Source organism: Sorangium sp. So ce726 (assembly GCF_051521405.1).
Taxonomy (GTDB): domain Bacteria; phylum Myxococcota_A; class Polyangia; order Polyangiales; family Polyangiaceae; genus Sorangium.
The window spans coordinates 2,327,510-2,342,584 of the sequence record NZ_CP150349.1 but is presented as its reverse complement, the minus strand read 5'-3'; the positions used below and the strand labels follow the sequence as shown (position 1 = coordinate 2,342,584).

The window sequence follows — 15,075 nt, the reverse complement described above, 5'->3', positions numbered from 1 at the left end:
TCGCATGTCCCGCATCCGCGCCGCCCCGATCGCCCCGGTTCCCGGCGACGCCGCTGCTCCGCGTGGCCCGCCGCGCACCGCCGATCTACCCTACCCAGGTGCGATCCCACGTTCTGGCCGGCTGCCTCGCGGTCCTGATCCCCGCGGCCGCGACGCTCGCGATCCCGCACGCCGAGGCCGCGGATTTCGATCCGTCCGGCCGCGGCAAGCGGCCCAGGCCGAAGACCCCGAAGCCCGGCGGCGGCAGGCCTGGCCCCGCCGCGCGGCCGCAGCCCGCGAAGCCGCCGCAGGCGAAGCCGGAGCCGGCAGAGACCGGCGATGGGAAGCGGGGCGGCCCGTCGAGCGACGCGCTGATCGCGCGCTACACGGCCATCGTCATGAGCCAGCCGAGCGCGCCCTTCCCGCTCCAGCGCCTCGCCCAGCTCTACCGCGAGCGCGACGGGAACCTGAAGAAGCTCGTCGAGGAGTTCGAGCGCCGCGCCGCGCAGCCCGGGGCCGACGCCTGGGCCTCCAAGGTCGTGCTCGCCGGCGTCTACAAGCAGGACGGGCGCTACGACGACGCCATCAAGACCTACGAGGCCGCCATCGCGGACCGGCCCGGGGACCCGGCGGCCATGATGGCGCTCGCCCAGCTCGAGGCGGATCGCGGCGACAAGGCCCGCGCGCGCGCGCACTACGAGAAGGCGCTGCCGCTGCTCAAGGTCCCCGCGGACGTCGAGCAGACCCGGCGCACGCTGCTCGCGCTCTGCCTCGACCTCTCCGACTTCGATGCGGCCAAGGCGCAGCACGACGCGCTCGTGAAGAACGCGCAGGGCTCGCTCTTCGTGAAGGCCGAGCTCGGGCGCGAGCTCTCCGCGCGCGGGCACCACGCGCGCGCCGAGGCCGAGTTCCGCGAGCTCGTGAAGGCCGCGGCCGGCGACAACCGGGCGCTCGCGCCGGCGCTGCGCGATCTCGGGCAGGCGCTCGCCAAGCAGAAGAAGATGGACGAGGCGCTCACCGTGCTGAAGCGGGCGCTCGCCATCGCCGGCAGCGCCGCCGGGGTGCGGGCCGAGATCCTGCTCATCATGACCGACGCGTTCCGCGCCGAGGGCAAGCTCTCGGAGCTCATCGCGATCCTCGAGGCCGAGAAGGGGCAGGACTTCCAGCGGCTCGCGACCCTGGGCGCCCTGTACGAGGAGACCGGCGACGTCGACAAGGCGATCGGGATCTACAGGAAGGCCCTTGCGCTCGACGGCAAGCACATCGACACGCGGCTGCGGCTCGTCCACCTGCTCCAGACCGCCGGCGAGCTCGACGCCGCCATCCGCGAGTACGAGCTCCTGATCAAGGCGGCCCCGGGCAACGCGGACTTCGTCTTCGAGCTGTGCGAGACGCTCATCCAGCGGGGCGACCGGCCCAAGGCGCTCGCGCTGCTCACCCAGCTCGAGGGGCGCGTCGCGGACGAGGCCGAGACGCTCGCGGCCGTCGCCGATTTCTACGAGCGGGTGGAGGAGAAGGATCGGGCCCTCAAGGTGCTCCAGCGGCTCGCCGGGGCCGCGGGCGGGGATCCGAGCCACCTCGTCGACCTGGGCGACCGGTATTTCCAGGCGGGCGACAAGAAGAAGGCGCTGGAGACCTGGGCGCGCATCAAGCAGGTCGTGCCGAGCCGGGCGCGCGCCGCGGCCACGCTCGGCGAGGTGTACCTCGACCACGACATGGTGGCGGAGGCGCTCGCCGCGCTCCGGGAGGCGGCGCAGCTCGAGCCCGCGAACAGCCGCTACAAGAAGGCGCTCGCGATCGCGCTGGAGCGCACCGCGAGCGCGCTCGGCAACGCGGGGCCGCGCTACACGGAGGCGCGCGAGCTCTGGGAGCAGCTGCTCGCCGGGGCGGGCAACGACAAGCTGCTCGCGCGCGAGGCGCGCACCCACATCGTCAGCCTCTGGTCGCTCACCCACGAGCTGCCGAGCCGCGTCGCGCCGCTCAGCGCGCGCTTCAACGCGAACCCGCCCGACCTGGAGGCGGGGCGTCTGCTCGCGGAGGTGCAGCGCAAGCTGCACCGGCTGCCCGACGCCGAGGCCACGCTCCGGAGGCTGGTCCAGGCCGCGCCGGGCGACGAGGACTCGCTGCTCGCGCTGGAGCGCGTGCTCGTGCTCCAGCAGAACCTCCTCGGCGCGATCGACGTGCTGGGCAAGCTCGTCGAGGTGAACCCGAAGCGGGCCCGCGAGTTCTATCAGCGCATGGCGCAGTACGCCGCGGAGCTGTACCGCGACGACGACGCGATCCGGTACGCCGCGCGGGCCGTCGAGCTGTCGCCCGAGGACGCGAGCGGCCACCAGAAGCTCGGCGACATGTACCGCCGGCGGCAGGACTTCCCGCGCGCGATCGCCGAGTACCGGCAGGCGCTCGCGAAGAACGACCGGCTGTTCCCGGTGTACTTCGACCTCGCCGAGCTGCTGCTCACCGCGGGGCAGGCCGAGGAGGCCGACCGGCTCTTCCGCCGGGTGGTGAGGGCGTCGAACGACGAGGAGCTCGTCGCGCGCGCGGCGCGGATGTCGATGCAGGTGAACCTCGGCAGAGGCTCGCTCGAGGTGCTCGAGCGCGAGCTCCTGCCGGTCGCGGTCGGCAACCCGCAGAAGCCGCTCTACCGGCGGCTGCTCGTGGAGCTCTACGGCGCGATGACCTTCCCGCTGATGCAGAAGGTCCGCGGCGACGGCCGCGCGGCGAGCGCGGCGGCGCGCGCGGAGCTCGCGAAGATCGGCGCCCGCGCGGTGAAGCCGCTGCTCGACGCGCTCGCGGACGAGAAGGAGTCGCAGCAGAAGATCGCGATCGAGGTGCTGGCCTACGTCGAGAACAAGGGCGCCGGGCCGGCGCTCTACAACTTCGCGATCGGGCAGGCGGACAAGGGGCTGCGCGCCCGCGCGATGATCGCGTGCGGCGCGCTGCGCGACCCGGCGATGCTGGAGCGCTACGAGCAGATGCTCGCGCCGCGGGACGCGGCGGCGAGCGTGCTGCCGAACGACGCGGTCGCGGTCGCCGCGACCTGGGGCGTGGCGCGGCTCGCGGCGGGCGGCGGGCGGCCGGCGGCGAAGGCGGTGGCGCTGCTCACGCGGCTCCTGTCGTCGCCGGCGCCGGAGGTGCGGGCGCTCGCGGCGGTCGGCCTCGGGCTGACGCACGACCGGAAGCACGCCGCGGCGCTGTCCGCGGTCGCGAGGGCGCCCGAGGCCGGCTCCGTGCCGCGCGCGGCCGCGGTCCGCGCGCTGGGCGAGCTCGGGGGCGGCGGCGAGGGGCCCGCGCTGTTCATGTCGCTCGCCGACTCGAGCGAGCCGGAGCTCCGCCGCGCGGCGCTGATCACGCTCGCGCGGCTCGGCGGCGGCGGCAACGCGGGACCCGGGGGCGGCGGCGCCGGCGAGACCGAGGCGGTCGCCGCGGGCGGGGCCGCCCAGGCGATCGCGGCCGGCGCGTTCTCGTCGGACGAGGGGCTGCGCGCCGCCGCGGTGTCGGCGGCGGTCGCGCTCACGCGGCGCGCGTACCCGCGCACGCGCGAGCCGCTGCCCGTGCCGGACGGCGCGCTGACGGTGAAGGACGTGCTCGCGGGGCTCGACCCCGATCCGCCCGGCCCGGAGGATCGCGCGGCGGCGCTCGTCGCGCTCGGCCCGGCGCTGCAGAAGGCCGCGGTCGCCGCGGTCGCGACGTCGCCCGAGCGGGCGCTGGTCGTCGCGGACGCGATCCTGTCGCGCGGCGCGGCCGTGTCGGGCGGGACAGGCGGCGATCGCGGCGCCGGCGGGGGCGGCGCGGCGCTCGGGCTCGCGCCGTTCACGGACGGGCGCGCGGCGCTCGGCCCGGAGCCGAGGCGGCAAGTGGAGTCCGCCGTGGAGGGGATCGCGGCGGCGGTGGTGAGCGGGTTCGTGGCGCTCGTGCGGCACCCGGCGATCGAGGTGCGCACGCGCGCTGTCGAGCTGCTCGCGACCCGGCCCGAGCCGGAGGCGCAGGCGGCGGTGGTCGACGCGCTCGGCGATCCCGAGGAGAGCGTGCGGCGCGCGGCGCTCTCGGCGCTCGGCGCGGTCCGGCAAGGGCCGACGATCGCGGCCGTCTCGGAGCTCTTGCGGACCTCATCGAGCTGGCCGCTGCGCGTGCGCGCGGCGGAGGCGCTGGGTCGGCTCGGCGCGCCGGGCGGGAGCGCGGGCGGCGGCAGGCCCAGTCAGGTCGCCGAGACGCTCGGCGAGGCGGCCCGCGCCGACGCGTATGCCCTGGTGCGCGAGGCGGCGGCCCGCGCCCTCGCCTCCGCGGACCGCGCGGCGGCGGCGCCGGTGCTCCGGCAGCTCGCGGCGAGCGATCCCGAGCCGCGCGTCCGCCAGACCGCGGCCGAGCTGATGCGGAGCGCCGCGCCTTGAGCCGCGCCGCTCCGCCCGGGCCGCGGCGCCTCGCGCTGCGGCTCGCGCCGCTCGCCCTCACCGGCGCGATGAGCGCCGGCGGGGCGGCCGGCTGCGACGACCTGAGCCGGTTCTCGACGGCCGACGGGGAGGCGTACTGCGGCGCGATCACGCTGGGAGGCGCGTTCCGCACAGGCCTGAGCCCGCGGGTGCAGATGCGGCTCACGCTCGACGCGGACGCGCTCGACGGGCCGGAGCCGCCGGGCGCGCTGTGGACCTACGAGGCGCCCGACGGGGCCACGTCCGAGCGGCGCCTCCTCGACGGCGCGCCGCTGCGGCCGCTCGGCGCGCTCGCCCACGATCCGCTGTCGCGGCTGGAGTTCGGGGAGGGCCGGGAGCGCAACGCGATCTACGCGGTCGACGCGTCCGAGGCAGAGGCGGAGTCCATGCTCGCGGTGCTGTCGCTGCGCACGGACGAGTCGGTCGAGGTGCGCCTGCTCCGACCGGGCCGGGCGCCGCTGGCGTCGGGCGAGGCAGAGGCGGCAGGGCAGCGGCAGGTGTTTGGCAATTTCAGGCTGACGCGGCGGACAGGGACATGCGGGTTCTAGGGATCGAGACATCGTGTGATGAGACGGCGGCGGCGGTGGTCACCGAGGGAGGCGACGTCCTCTCGGACGTCGTGCGCAGCCAGGTGGCGCTGCACGCGCCTTACGGGGGCGTCGTGCCCGAGGTCGCGGCGCGCGATCACGCGCGCGCGGTGGTCCCGGTGGTGCGAGAGGCGCTCTCGCGCGCGGGCGTCTCGGCGGCGGATCTCGACGGCGTCGCGGTGACGTCGCGGCCGGGGCTCGCCGGGGCGCTGCTCGTCGGCCTGCAGGCCGCGAAGGGGCTCGCGTGGGCCGCGGGCAAGCCGCTCGTGGGCGTCGATCACCTCGTGGGGCACCTGCTCGCGGTGTTCCTGCGGCGAAGCGGCGCACCTCTCCCGGACGAGCACGAGCGGCCGTCGTTCCCGTACGTGGCGCTGCTCGCCTCGGGCGGGCACACGGCGATCTACCGGGTGGATGGCCCGGCGATCGGCGCGATCCGGGAGCTCGGCGCGACGCGCGACGACGCGGCGGGCGAGGCGTTCGACAAGGTGGCGAAGCTGCTGGGCCTCGGGTATCCGGGCGGGCCGGTGGTCGATCGGCTCGCGGCCGGGGGCGACGCGGCGGCCGCGGCGGACGCGGTGCCGGCGCTGATGGCGCGCAAGGAGTCGCTGGAGTTCAGCTTCTCGGGCATCAAGAGCGCGGTCGCGCGGCACGTGGCGAAGCGGGGGCGGCCGGAGGGGCAGGCGCTCCGCGACCTGTGCGCGGCGTTCCAGGGGGCCGTGGTCGACGCGCTCGTGCAGAAGACCGTGCGGGCCGCCCGGGCCGAGGGGATCGGGCGGGTGGTCCTCGCCGGTGGGGTCGCGGCGAACCAGGGGCTCCGTGCGACGATGGCCGCGGCGTGCGAGCGGCGGGGCCTCGCGCTGTTCGTGCCGCCGTTCGCGAGCTGCACGGACAACGGGGCGATGATCGCGTATGCGGGCGCGCTGCGGCTCGCGGCCGGCGAGCGCGACACGCTGGATCTCGCGCCCGAGACGAGGACGGCGCTGCCGCGGGTGACCCGCAAGGGCGGTGGCGCGCGGTGAGCGGGAGAGGCCGGTAGCGGGATCGCCGCCGGAAGCGGAGAAGGCGCGGGTCCTGTGTGTGGGGACATGGCGTCCGGCGGCGGACGATGGCGGACGATGGCGGACGATGGCGGACGATGGCGAACGATGGCGAACGATGGCGAACGATGGCGAACGATGAAGTGATGGCTCGTGCTGGGGATTACCTCGGACTTGTACGCTGCGGCGAGCCGTGGTCAGATGCGCTCTCAGGATTCAGGCCGGCCCACGCCTGCCGTTCTTCCGGCCGCGCGGGACAGGACAGGGTGGGATAGCCCGCCCGGCGGGGCGCGAGGATTGTAAGCCATGCAGGTTGTTCTACCGATAGTGCTCGGGTTGATCGCGGTGGCGTGCGGCGCAGGCGCCGTGTTCCTGTTGATGCAGGCCACGCAGCTGAAGCGGAAGCTCCAGGACGCGAACCAGCACATCGAGGCGCTCCGGCAAGCCAAGGGCCAGCTGGATCAGCTGCGGGCGCAGTACGGGCAGCTCCAGCAGGCGCTCGATCTCGCGAGGAACGACGATCGCCAGAAGGTCGACTGGCTCGATGCCCAGCAGAAGGAGATCGACTGGTACAAGAGCGAGCTCGAGAGCCGGCCGAAGATCACGCAGAAGCGGTACAAGATCCTGACGCTCGGCATCAAGTGGACGGGCAAGACGTCGCTCACGCTCAAGTGGGCGAATCCCCTCGTGGATCTGGGCACGCTGCAGGGGACGAAGATCGAGCGTTACGAGCGGACTGTCAGCCACGTCCTCACGAAAGAGGTGTTGACGGAGCACGTGTTCGAGGTCGGCGACTGGGGCGGCGAGCACATCGTTGACGCGCAGCAGGAGCTCATCATGGAGGAGATCCATGGGCTCTTGATGGTCGTGGATCTGGCGGGCAAGGACGGGCAGAAGGTCGAGCCGTCGCGGATCCAGGAGCAGCTCCGGGAGTTTCAGCCGCAGTCGCTGCAGTTCTTCTTCAGCCCGAAGACGCTGGCCTCGTGCAAGGCGGTGGTGCTCTTCATCAACAAGTCGGATGTCCTGTCCGGGACGCCGGCCGAGGTGGAGCGGGAGGCGCGCGGGTATTACAAGGCGCTCATCGACAGCCTGGAGCGGTACAAGAACAACATCGATATTCGCGTGCTCGTCGGGTCGGCGAGCTACGGGCACAGCACACATCACCTGTTCTCGCACTTCGTGGAGAAGATCCTCCCGAAGAACGCGTATGATCCGCAGCTCCTGCAGCGGATGAAGCAGGACGTCTCGCCGAGCGCGGCGCTGTCGCGGACCGCGGCGCTCCCTGCCCCGCCGGTGCCGCAGCAGGTCAGGCCCAATGTACGGTAGCGAGGGCGCTTCAGGGTATGTGATCCCGCGGTACCGCGCGCCGGCGGACGCGGCGTGGTATCACGTGCTGCACGGGAACATCCCGGGGCACCAGATCGACTTCATGTACTGCCCGGAGGTGCCGCAAGGGCCCCTCACGACGACGCAGTTCAGCCACCTGGCGCGGCTGATGAAGTACATCGAGCCCGCGACGGGGTCGACGCACGCGTTCGCGATTGGCAATCTGTCGAGGGATGACACGCAGCATGAGCCTGGCCACGGGGCGGTGGGGCTCATCTTCGGGTTCCGGATCGGCGGGGCGGTCGACCACGCCGGGCGAGGGAACCCGCCGTTTGCGCACGGGATCGTCGCTGTGGATCGGGACCTCGGGTATACGACGCTGCTGGAGGCGTCAGCGACGTTCTACCGGCATGTGATGAACGCGACGGAGGTCAACTCGTCGGCGGGCATGTTCTACCGCGAGTACACGGGCGCGGTGCGGGAGGCGCCGGAGCGTGTGGCGCACGTGCTGGAGCGGTATGTCGAGGAGTTCGGGGATCTGCCGTATCTCCGGCGGAGCGGCGCGACGTGGGACTGGGTGGCCGACGAGGCGGCGCAGCCGAAGCGGGTGGTGATCGTCCACAAGCCGGATGAGCCCTTCGGGGCGATCGCGCACGCTGCGGCGAAGATCGCGACGGTGCTGTACCGGTCGAACATCAAGTGGACGTCCATCACGAGCGGGCGAGAGGCGGATATCCCGGGCGGGGTATCGGTGCGGTTCGTGAGGGAGCGGGACGTCACGATGGAGGACCGGCACGGGGCGCTGATCCGGATCGAGGAGGTCTCGGAGGACGAGGGGGAGATCGCGCGGAGGATGTTCGGAGCGCGGCCGCAGGGCGAGGTGGAGGAGAAGCCGCAGTTCGGCGGCGGATGGCGTGAGCGGTTCGCGGCGCAGCAGGGGGGGACGGGGCCGGTGGGGGTGGCGGGCGCGATGCCGGGGGTGGCGCTGCAGGAGCGGCGGGTGCCGGCGCCGGGGTCGATGCCGCCGTCGCAGAAGGGCGTGGCGGGGCCGGCGGGGCCGGCGTCGCAGCAGGTTGGGCCGAAGGGGACGCTGGTCATCGATTCGGAGAAGCTGCTCGGGAGCGCGGCGCTGACAGCGGGAGGCGAGGCCGGGGGCACGGGGCCCGTGCGGATGGGCCAGGCGGGCCCGGGAAATGCCGTTGCGGCGCAGGCGGCGGGCGGCGTTGCGGGGCGGGCGGCGAGCGGCGGGGCGTGGAGCGCGCCGGCGGCGCCGATGCCGCCGGGGCTGAGCGTCGGCGGGGAGGAGCGCGACGAGATCCCGGTCATCGTGGAGAAGCCGGCGTCGTCGCGGACATGGATCTGGGCTGTCGCGGGGCTCGGCTTCGTGGCGGTAGCGGGTATGGTCGCGGTGCTGGTGTCGCAGGGGGCACCCGGAGGGGGGACTGCAGCGCCGGAGGCAACGGGGCCGGGCGTGGCGTCGCCCTCGGGGAGCGCGGCGGCGCCAGGGCCGAGCGCCGGGGCCGGCGCGGCGTCGACGGGGTCGCCCTCCACAACCGCGCTGCCATCGCCGTGGGCGCCGCCGGATGCGACGGCGAAGCCGCAGGCAGGACAAGAGCAGCCGCAGGAGAGTGAGCCTCAGTCGAAGACGCAGCCATCGGGGCGGAACAGGAACACCAAGGTAGGTGGGGCCGCGACGGGGCGCGTTGACCCGAAGCCGAGAGTAGGTAAGGTGCCGTCGTCGCGCACCTCCGAGCCGCCTCTCCCCGAAGGGAAGCCAGACTTCTGATGACTCCGACGATGAAGAAGCGTCCGCTGCTGTGGTGTTGGAGCGTCGCCGCGGCCTTGACGGCGCAGGCGGCGAGCGCGCAGCAGCCGGCCACCCCGGCCGCCGCCAGCGAGACTGACGCGCTGACGGACAAGGCGCGACAGCTCTATGAAGAGGGGAGAGAGGCGGCAGCGGCAGGGAAGTGGGCCGATGCGCACGCGTCGTTCCTCGCGGCGTGGGCGATCAAGCCCCATTATCAGATCGCCTCGAACCTGGGGGTGACCTGCCTGAAGCTTGGCAGGAACCGCGAAGCCGCGGAGTACCTGACGCGATACCTCCGAGAAGCGCCTGCCACGAAGGTGAAGGAGCGGCAGAGCGCGGAGGCGTCGCTGAAAGAGGCGCTCGCGAAGATCGCGTCCGTCACCGTGCAGGTCGCGCCGCAAGGGGCGGTCGTGACGGTCGACGGGACGGCCGTGGGGAAGGCGCCTCTCGCGGATCCTGTGTTTCTCGATCCGGGAAAGCATGAGGTCAGCGCGAGGCTCGACGGTTACGTGGCTGTGACACGACCGATCGTCGCGGTGGCGGGCGGGATCGACAAGCTGGTGCTCCAGCTCGAGCGCACGCCAGCAGCTGGGGTGGTGGCCCCCGGATCCGTCGGTCCGACGGCGCCAATTCCGCCGCGGGACAACGTGCGGACGGCGGTGCTCATCGGGGGTGGCGCCGTGGCGGGGGTCGGCGTGGGTGCGGGCGTGCTCTTCACGGTGCTCGCAAACGGGCGGGCCGGCGACGCAAGGCGACTGAGAGCTGAGATCATCACGGAAGATCAAGAACAGAAGAAGTGCCCGACGGTGAATCCGCAAAAATGCGCGGACCTGAGCGATGCGGTGGACGCCAGGGTAGCTCTCAGCAACTCGGCACTCTGGAGCTTCGTGGCAGGCGGGGCGGCTGGGGTTGGCACGCTCATCTATGGACTCATCACGATGGAATCCGCAGCGTCAAGCAGAAGCGTGCAGGTGACACCTCTTTGGGGGCCGCAAACTGCTGGGATTTCTGCCAGCGGTTCTTTTTGACCTGAACAGAGTCGAAAGGGAGAAGACTGCACCATGCGCCGTCGTGCCCACTTCGCTTCCCTGGCCCTTCTCGCAGTGACGGCCATCGGCGTCAGTCACGCTGGATGCATCGTCTCACTAGAATATCCCGACGAAAAGCTCGACGAGCCTCGTACTATCCCCAATCCGACCCCTTCAGGGTGTGTGCCCAGCGAACGCGACACCTGGACTGCAGCACAGGCCTGCGGCGTATTCGTATCGAACACGCAGGGGCACGACGACAACGACGGCACGCCCGGGAAGCCAGTAAAATCTCTCAAGCAAGCGCTTCTCCTCGCCGAGTCCAAATCGAAGCGCGTATACGCATGCGCCGAGGAGTTCGACGAGGCTGAGACCGTTGAGGTTCCAGCCGGCATGACGCTCTACGGCGGGCTCACATGCGACAAGGTAGAAAATGGCCTTGATTGGCGCTGGGTAGACGACACGACGCGAACAAAGCTATCGGCTCCGTCGGGAACGATACCCCTGAAGATCACAGGGAAGAACAGCCCGGCAGTCGTGCACCTGGAGAATGTGCACGTGATCGCCAAACCGATCCGGCAAGGCGGTTCTGCAGAGCCGGTGCTGTCATCAATCGCCCTGGTGGCCTCAGCAGTGCGCCTGGTGGAGCTGAAGCACAGCATGCTCGAAGCCGGGGACGCAGCACCCGGGCTCGAGGGAGAGCCGTACGAACAACCTGCCAGCCCGGGAGCGAAGGGCAATCCAGGAGAGGACGCGTGCTCAGGTAGCACCGTCAACAGCGGCGAGACTCAGTTCAACGATTGCGGCACACCGGATGAAACGGATGACTCCTTCGGCGGCGCCGGCGGGGCGGGGCGGCCTGATACCGGCGACCCTGGCGTACCAGGGTACCCGAACGATCTGGTGAACGGCGGCACCGGGCAAGTAGGAACGACCGCTTGTACGTCCGGCCAGATCGGTGGAGATGGCACCAACGGCGAGCCGGGCAGCGGCGCCACAGGCGACGGCAGCATCACGCCCGAGGGTTACATCGGCGCTTCCGGCGCTCCCGGCACGTCCGGCACCACAGCCCAAGGCGGTGGTGGAGGGGGCGGCGCTCGCGGGGTTCCGATGACAACAACGAGTCCACGGCGTTCGTGCCCAGATGGCACGCCGCCGCTCGGGGGCGCCAGCGGCGGTTCAGGCGGCGCGGGCGGCTGTGGCGGGGCCGGTGGCAGAGGTGGCGGTCCAGGCGGCGCAAGCATTGCCCTCATCAGCATCAACACCGAGATTTCATTTGATGGGGTCACCCTCAAGACCGGCAACGGGGGCAATGGCGGCAACGGTGGCCCTGGACAGGACGGCGGAATGGGGGGAATGGGCGGTCCGCGGGGGGAAGCCCCTGACGGAACGAGCAACCTACTCCATGGATGCGACGGGGGCCCAGGTGGGATAGGCGGCAATGGCGGCACAGGCGGCGGAGGGCGCGGTGGTCATTCCGTCGGAATCGCATTCCAAGGTAAGCCGCCCGCTCTCACGGGCGTGACATTCGAGCTTGGCGCACCTGGCAATGGCGGCACCGGCGGCGATGCCGGCCACAACGGAGAGAACGGTCGGAAGGCTGACCGATTCGAATTCTAGATCCTGCGTCCGCGTGCCTGCTCACCGCAGCACGCTGCAACGTCAACCCAGGACGCCTGCTCGGCGCGGGAACAGCTATCACCTCCTCGTGGACGAGAGGGATGCGCCCGCCCCCGGCGTTCGCAGACGCAAGTCCAATCAGCCAACGGCCAGGCTCGACCTCAGCAGCGCCGCTCGAGCGTCCCAGCCCCGATCGCCCCTCGGCACCCCCGCACCACTCCACCCCCGCCCTCCCCTTCCCCGGCGATGTGCTCGCGCACACCATGACCCGGATCCTCATCGACCCGATCCCCTCGGCAACCCAGGCGCTACGGCGCCACTGCACCATCACACCCCGTGTAAAACGGGACGACAAAAGCTTCCGTCACCCCTCGGAAGAGGTACGGTTCGAGCTCCAGGGTGGGTAAAGTACTGCGGTAACCTTCTCTGAACCGCAGCTTCCTGTAGCACCGCCGGACTCATCATGACGACGAACCGCCCGCTGCTGTGGACCTTGAGCGTCGCCATCGCCTTGCTGGCACCTGTCGCCGATGCGCAGCAAGCGGCCCCTCGGGCCGAGGCGCAGGAGAGCGACGCGCTGACGGACAAGGCGCGCCAGCTCTTCGAAGACGGGGTGAAGGCGGCCCAGGCGGGGAAATGGGCCGACGCGCATGCGGCGTTCCTCGCGGCGTGGGGGCTCAAGCCGCACTACCAGATCGCCTCGAACCTGGGCGTAGCCTGCCTCCGCGTGGGCAAGCCCCGCGACGCGGCCGAGTACCTGACGCTCTACCTCCGCGAGGCCCCTGCGACGAAGGTCCAGGAGCGGCAGCGCGCGGAGGCGTCGCTGCAGGAGGCGCGGGCGCAGGTCGCAGCCGTCACGGTCCGCGCCGCGCCGAACGGGGCCGAGGTGACGGTCGACGGAGCCAGCGTCGGGCGAGCGCCGCTCACGGACCCCGTGTTCCTCGATCCGGGCCGGCATGAGGTCGGCGCGAAGCTCGACGGGTACGTGCCGCAGGCGCGGCCGGTCGAGGCGACCGCGGGCGGGACGGAGGCGGTGGTCCTCGAGCTGCAGCGCCCGCTGGCGCCCGACGCGAGGCGTGCCAACGCTGAACGGGGCATCTTTCCGGCGCCCGGGACCTCGCGGGGCGGCGGGCGAACGGCGGTGCTCGTCGGGGGTGGCATCGCGACCGGCGTTGGCGCCGCGGCAGGCGTGCTCTTCACGGTGCTCGCGAACAACAGCGCCGGAGAGGCCGAGACGCAGAAGACGACGCTGCTCGCCAGCGGTCGGAACCCATGTACAACCCCGTCCGCACCAGCGGCGTGCGCACAGCAGGGCAAGGCGCTCGACGAGAGCACGCTGTACAGCAATGTGGCGTTCTGGAGCTTCGCGGGGGCTGGAACGGTCGGCCTCGGGACGCTGCTCTATGCCATCGTGAGCGGCCCTGAGGCCCGCGTGCAGGTGACGCCCACGGTGGGAATCAACGACGTGGGGCTCTCGGTGGGCGGCGCGTTCTGACGACGGCGACCCCAAGACAATGGAGAATGGCTGATGCCTCGGACTGCTCGTACCGCTGCGCTGCTCGTGCTTGGAACGACGGCCGCCAGCCTCGATCTGGCGGGCTGCTTCCCGTTCTCGCACCACGACGATTGCGAGCACAAGCCCATGTACTGTGAAGCGAATCAAAGCGGAGCAGGGGGAGCCGGAGGCGTGGGCGCCGGAGGGACCGGTGGCGCAGGAGGGAGCGGCGGCGCAGCGGGGACCGGGGGTGCAGGGGGGACTGGCGGCGCAGCGGGGACCGGGGGTGCAGGCGGGGGCCCGCCGCCGCTGGTGTGCGTGCCCAGCGACGGGCAGGGCTGGACCGCCGACGAGAGCTGCGGTGTGTTCGTGTCGGCCACGGCGAGCGACGGTGGTGACGGGACCCCGGACGCGCCGGTGAAGACGCTCGCGGAGGCCATCGAGCTCGCCGCGCGCATCGAGGACAAGGAGGCGCGGCGCGTGTACGCGTGCGCCGAGAAGTTCGAGGAAGCGCTCACGGTGACTGCGGGCGTGACCATCTTCGGTGGGCTCGATTGCAGCGCGAACTGGCAGTGGGAGGATGGGGGGAAGACCACCCTCACGGCGTCACCCGGGGCTGTACCTCTGACGATGCGCGCTGGAGACGAGGCGGTGCACATGGAGGATGTCCATGTCGTCGCTCGGTCGATCGATTCGAACGATGCGGGGACCTCGGCCATCGCAGCGATCGCCGATCACGGCAAGGTCGACCTGGTCCGGTGCACCCTCAAGGCGGGCGATGCGGCGCCCGGGACTCCGGGGGCGGCCCCTCCTTCGCCGCGCGAGAAGGCGTCGGACGGCAGCCCCGGGACCGCCGCTTGCTCGTCGTCAGCGGTAGAAACGGTCGCGCCGCTGCCCAATGAGTGCGGCACAACGGATACCGCCGACGACTCGCGCGGTGGCCGGGGCGGAAATGGTCGGGTAGCCGAAGGGACCGACGGCAGCAGCGGTTCTCCCGGCGGTGAGGCCCATCCCAACGCCGGCCAATACGGTTCCACATGTAGCAGCGGTACGAAGGGCAGCGACGGTGACTCCGGCGAGCCAGGCGCAGGGGCACGCGGCATCGGCCAGCTCTCAAGCACCGGCTATGCCGGTTCATCCGGCAGCGATGGCAAGAGCGGGAAGACCGCCCAGGGTGGCGGCGGAGGCGCCGGTTCCCGCGGGACCACGTCATGCTCTGGTTCAGAGGACGGCGGTGCCAGCGGCGGCAATGGCGGGGCAGGCGGCTGCGGCGGGATAGGCGGCAGGGGCGGCTCTCCGGGTGGGTCCAGCATCGCCCTGCTCAGCCTCAACGCAAAACTCACGCTCCGTGACGTCAGTCTGATCGCCGGCAAAGGCGGCCAAGGCGGCAACGGTGCCGTCGGCCAGACGGGCGGGCCCGGCGGCAGCGGCGGCAGGGGCGGGTTGAATATGACTCCCTTCGACTACCTGGCCGATGGCTGCGCCGGCGGCATGGGCGGCCAGGGCGGCACCGGCGGCAAGGGCGGCGGCGGTCAGGGCGGCCATTCACTCGGCATCGCCTTCCTGGGCACTCCGGACACTTCCCCGTCTCTCGACAATGTTGAGGTCGAACTCGGCGAGCCCGGCGCCGGCGGCATTGGCAGCGACGACGAACACGCCGGCGAGACGGGTAAATCCAGCGCGATGCTGGCCTTCTCGCCTCCGTAACGCGCTCCGGCGCCGTGTGGTCCTGTGGCGGCATCTCCGCCTCGGTCTGCCGCTCGCTC

General features: G+C 71.9%; 9 protein-coding genes. All 9 read left to right on the top strand.

What is annotated here, in order from left to right:
* Positions 1-98: 98 nt before the first annotated feature.
* The 9 genes from WME79_RS08860 to WME79_RS08820 all read left to right on the top strand — a co-directional run bounded on the left by WME79_RS08860 (position 99) and on the right by WME79_RS08820 (position 15,016).
* The gene (locus tag WME79_RS08860) at positions 99-4,370 is read left to right on the top strand and encodes a HEAT repeat domain-containing protein (RefSeq protein WP_437534187.1); all 4,272 of its coding nucleotides are present in this window, start codon (positions 99-101) and stop codon (positions 4,368-4,370) included.
* Positions 4,367-4,957, top strand: a complete 591-nt coding sequence (locus tag WME79_RS08855) for a hypothetical protein (protein ID WP_437534186.1) — start codon at positions 4,367-4,369, stop codon at positions 4,955-4,957. The genes WME79_RS08860 and WME79_RS08855 overlap by 4 nt, the downstream gene beginning before the upstream one ends.
* Entirely contained in the window at positions 4,945-6,015 is a 1,071-nt protein-coding gene (gene tsaD, locus WME79_RS08850; protein WP_437534184.1) for a tRNA (adenosine(37)-N6)-threonylcarbamoyltransferase complex transferase subunit TsaD, read from the top strand. The genes WME79_RS08855 and tsaD overlap by 13 nt, the downstream gene beginning before the upstream one ends.
* A 324-nt stretch (positions 6,016-6,339) precedes the next feature.
* Positions 6,340-7,359: a hypothetical protein gene (locus tag WME79_RS08845; protein ID WP_437534183.1), complete on the top strand. Its 1,020-nt coding sequence runs from the start codon at positions 6,340-6,342 to the stop codon at positions 7,357-7,359.
* Positions 7,349-9,145 (top strand): hypothetical protein, encoded by a 1,797-nt coding sequence (locus tag WME79_RS08840; protein WP_437534181.1) that lies wholly within the window; start codon positions 7,349-7,351, stop codon positions 9,143-9,145. Before WME79_RS08845 ends, WME79_RS08840 begins: the two co-directional genes overlap by 11 nt.
* Before the next feature lie 11 nt (positions 9,146-9,156).
* A complete protein-coding gene (locus WME79_RS08835) occupies positions 9,157-10,194 on the top strand; it encodes a PEGA domain-containing protein (protein ID WP_437534180.1) in 1,038 nt (345 codons plus the stop codon).
* Between the two features lie 33 nt (positions 10,195-10,227).
* A complete protein-coding gene (locus WME79_RS08830; RefSeq protein WP_437534179.1) occupies positions 10,228-11,814 on the top strand; it encodes a PGRS family protein in 1,587 nt (528 codons plus the stop codon).
* Between the two features lie 463 nt (positions 11,815-12,277).
* A complete protein-coding gene (locus WME79_RS08825; RefSeq protein WP_437534178.1) occupies positions 12,278-13,309 on the top strand; it encodes a PEGA domain-containing protein in 1,032 nt (343 codons plus the stop codon).
* Between the two features lie 318 nt (positions 13,310-13,627).
* Complete coding sequence (locus WME79_RS08820) at positions 13,628-15,016, top strand: hypothetical protein (RefSeq protein WP_437534176.1); 1,389 nt, start codon at positions 13,628-13,630, stop codon at positions 15,014-15,016.
* The last annotated feature ends 59 nt before the right edge of the window (positions 15,017-15,075 follow it).

What these genes read in the sequence shown, in the direction of transcription:
- tsaD (WP_437534184.1), top strand. Translation starts at nt 4,945, where the DNA reads ATGCGGGTTCTAGGGATCGAGACATCGTGTGATGAGACGGCGGCGGCG.
- WME79_RS08845 (WP_437534183.1), top strand. Translation starts at nt 6,340, where the DNA reads ATGCAGGTTGTTCTACCGATAGTGCTCGGGTTGATCGCGGTGGCGTGC.
- WME79_RS08840 (WP_437534181.1), top strand. Translation starts at nt 7,349, where the DNA reads ATGTACGGTAGCGAGGGCGCTTCAGGGTATGTGATCCCGCGGTACCGC.
- WME79_RS08835 (WP_437534180.1), top strand. Translation starts at nt 9,157, where the DNA reads ATGAAGAAGCGTCCGCTGCTGTGGTGTTGGAGCGTCGCCGCGGCCTTG.
- WME79_RS08830 (WP_437534179.1), top strand. Translation starts at nt 10,228, where the DNA reads ATGCGCCGTCGTGCCCACTTCGCTTCCCTGGCCCTTCTCGCAGTGACG.
- WME79_RS08825 (WP_437534178.1), top strand. Translation starts at nt 12,278, where the DNA reads ATGACGACGAACCGCCCGCTGCTGTGGACCTTGAGCGTCGCCATCGCC.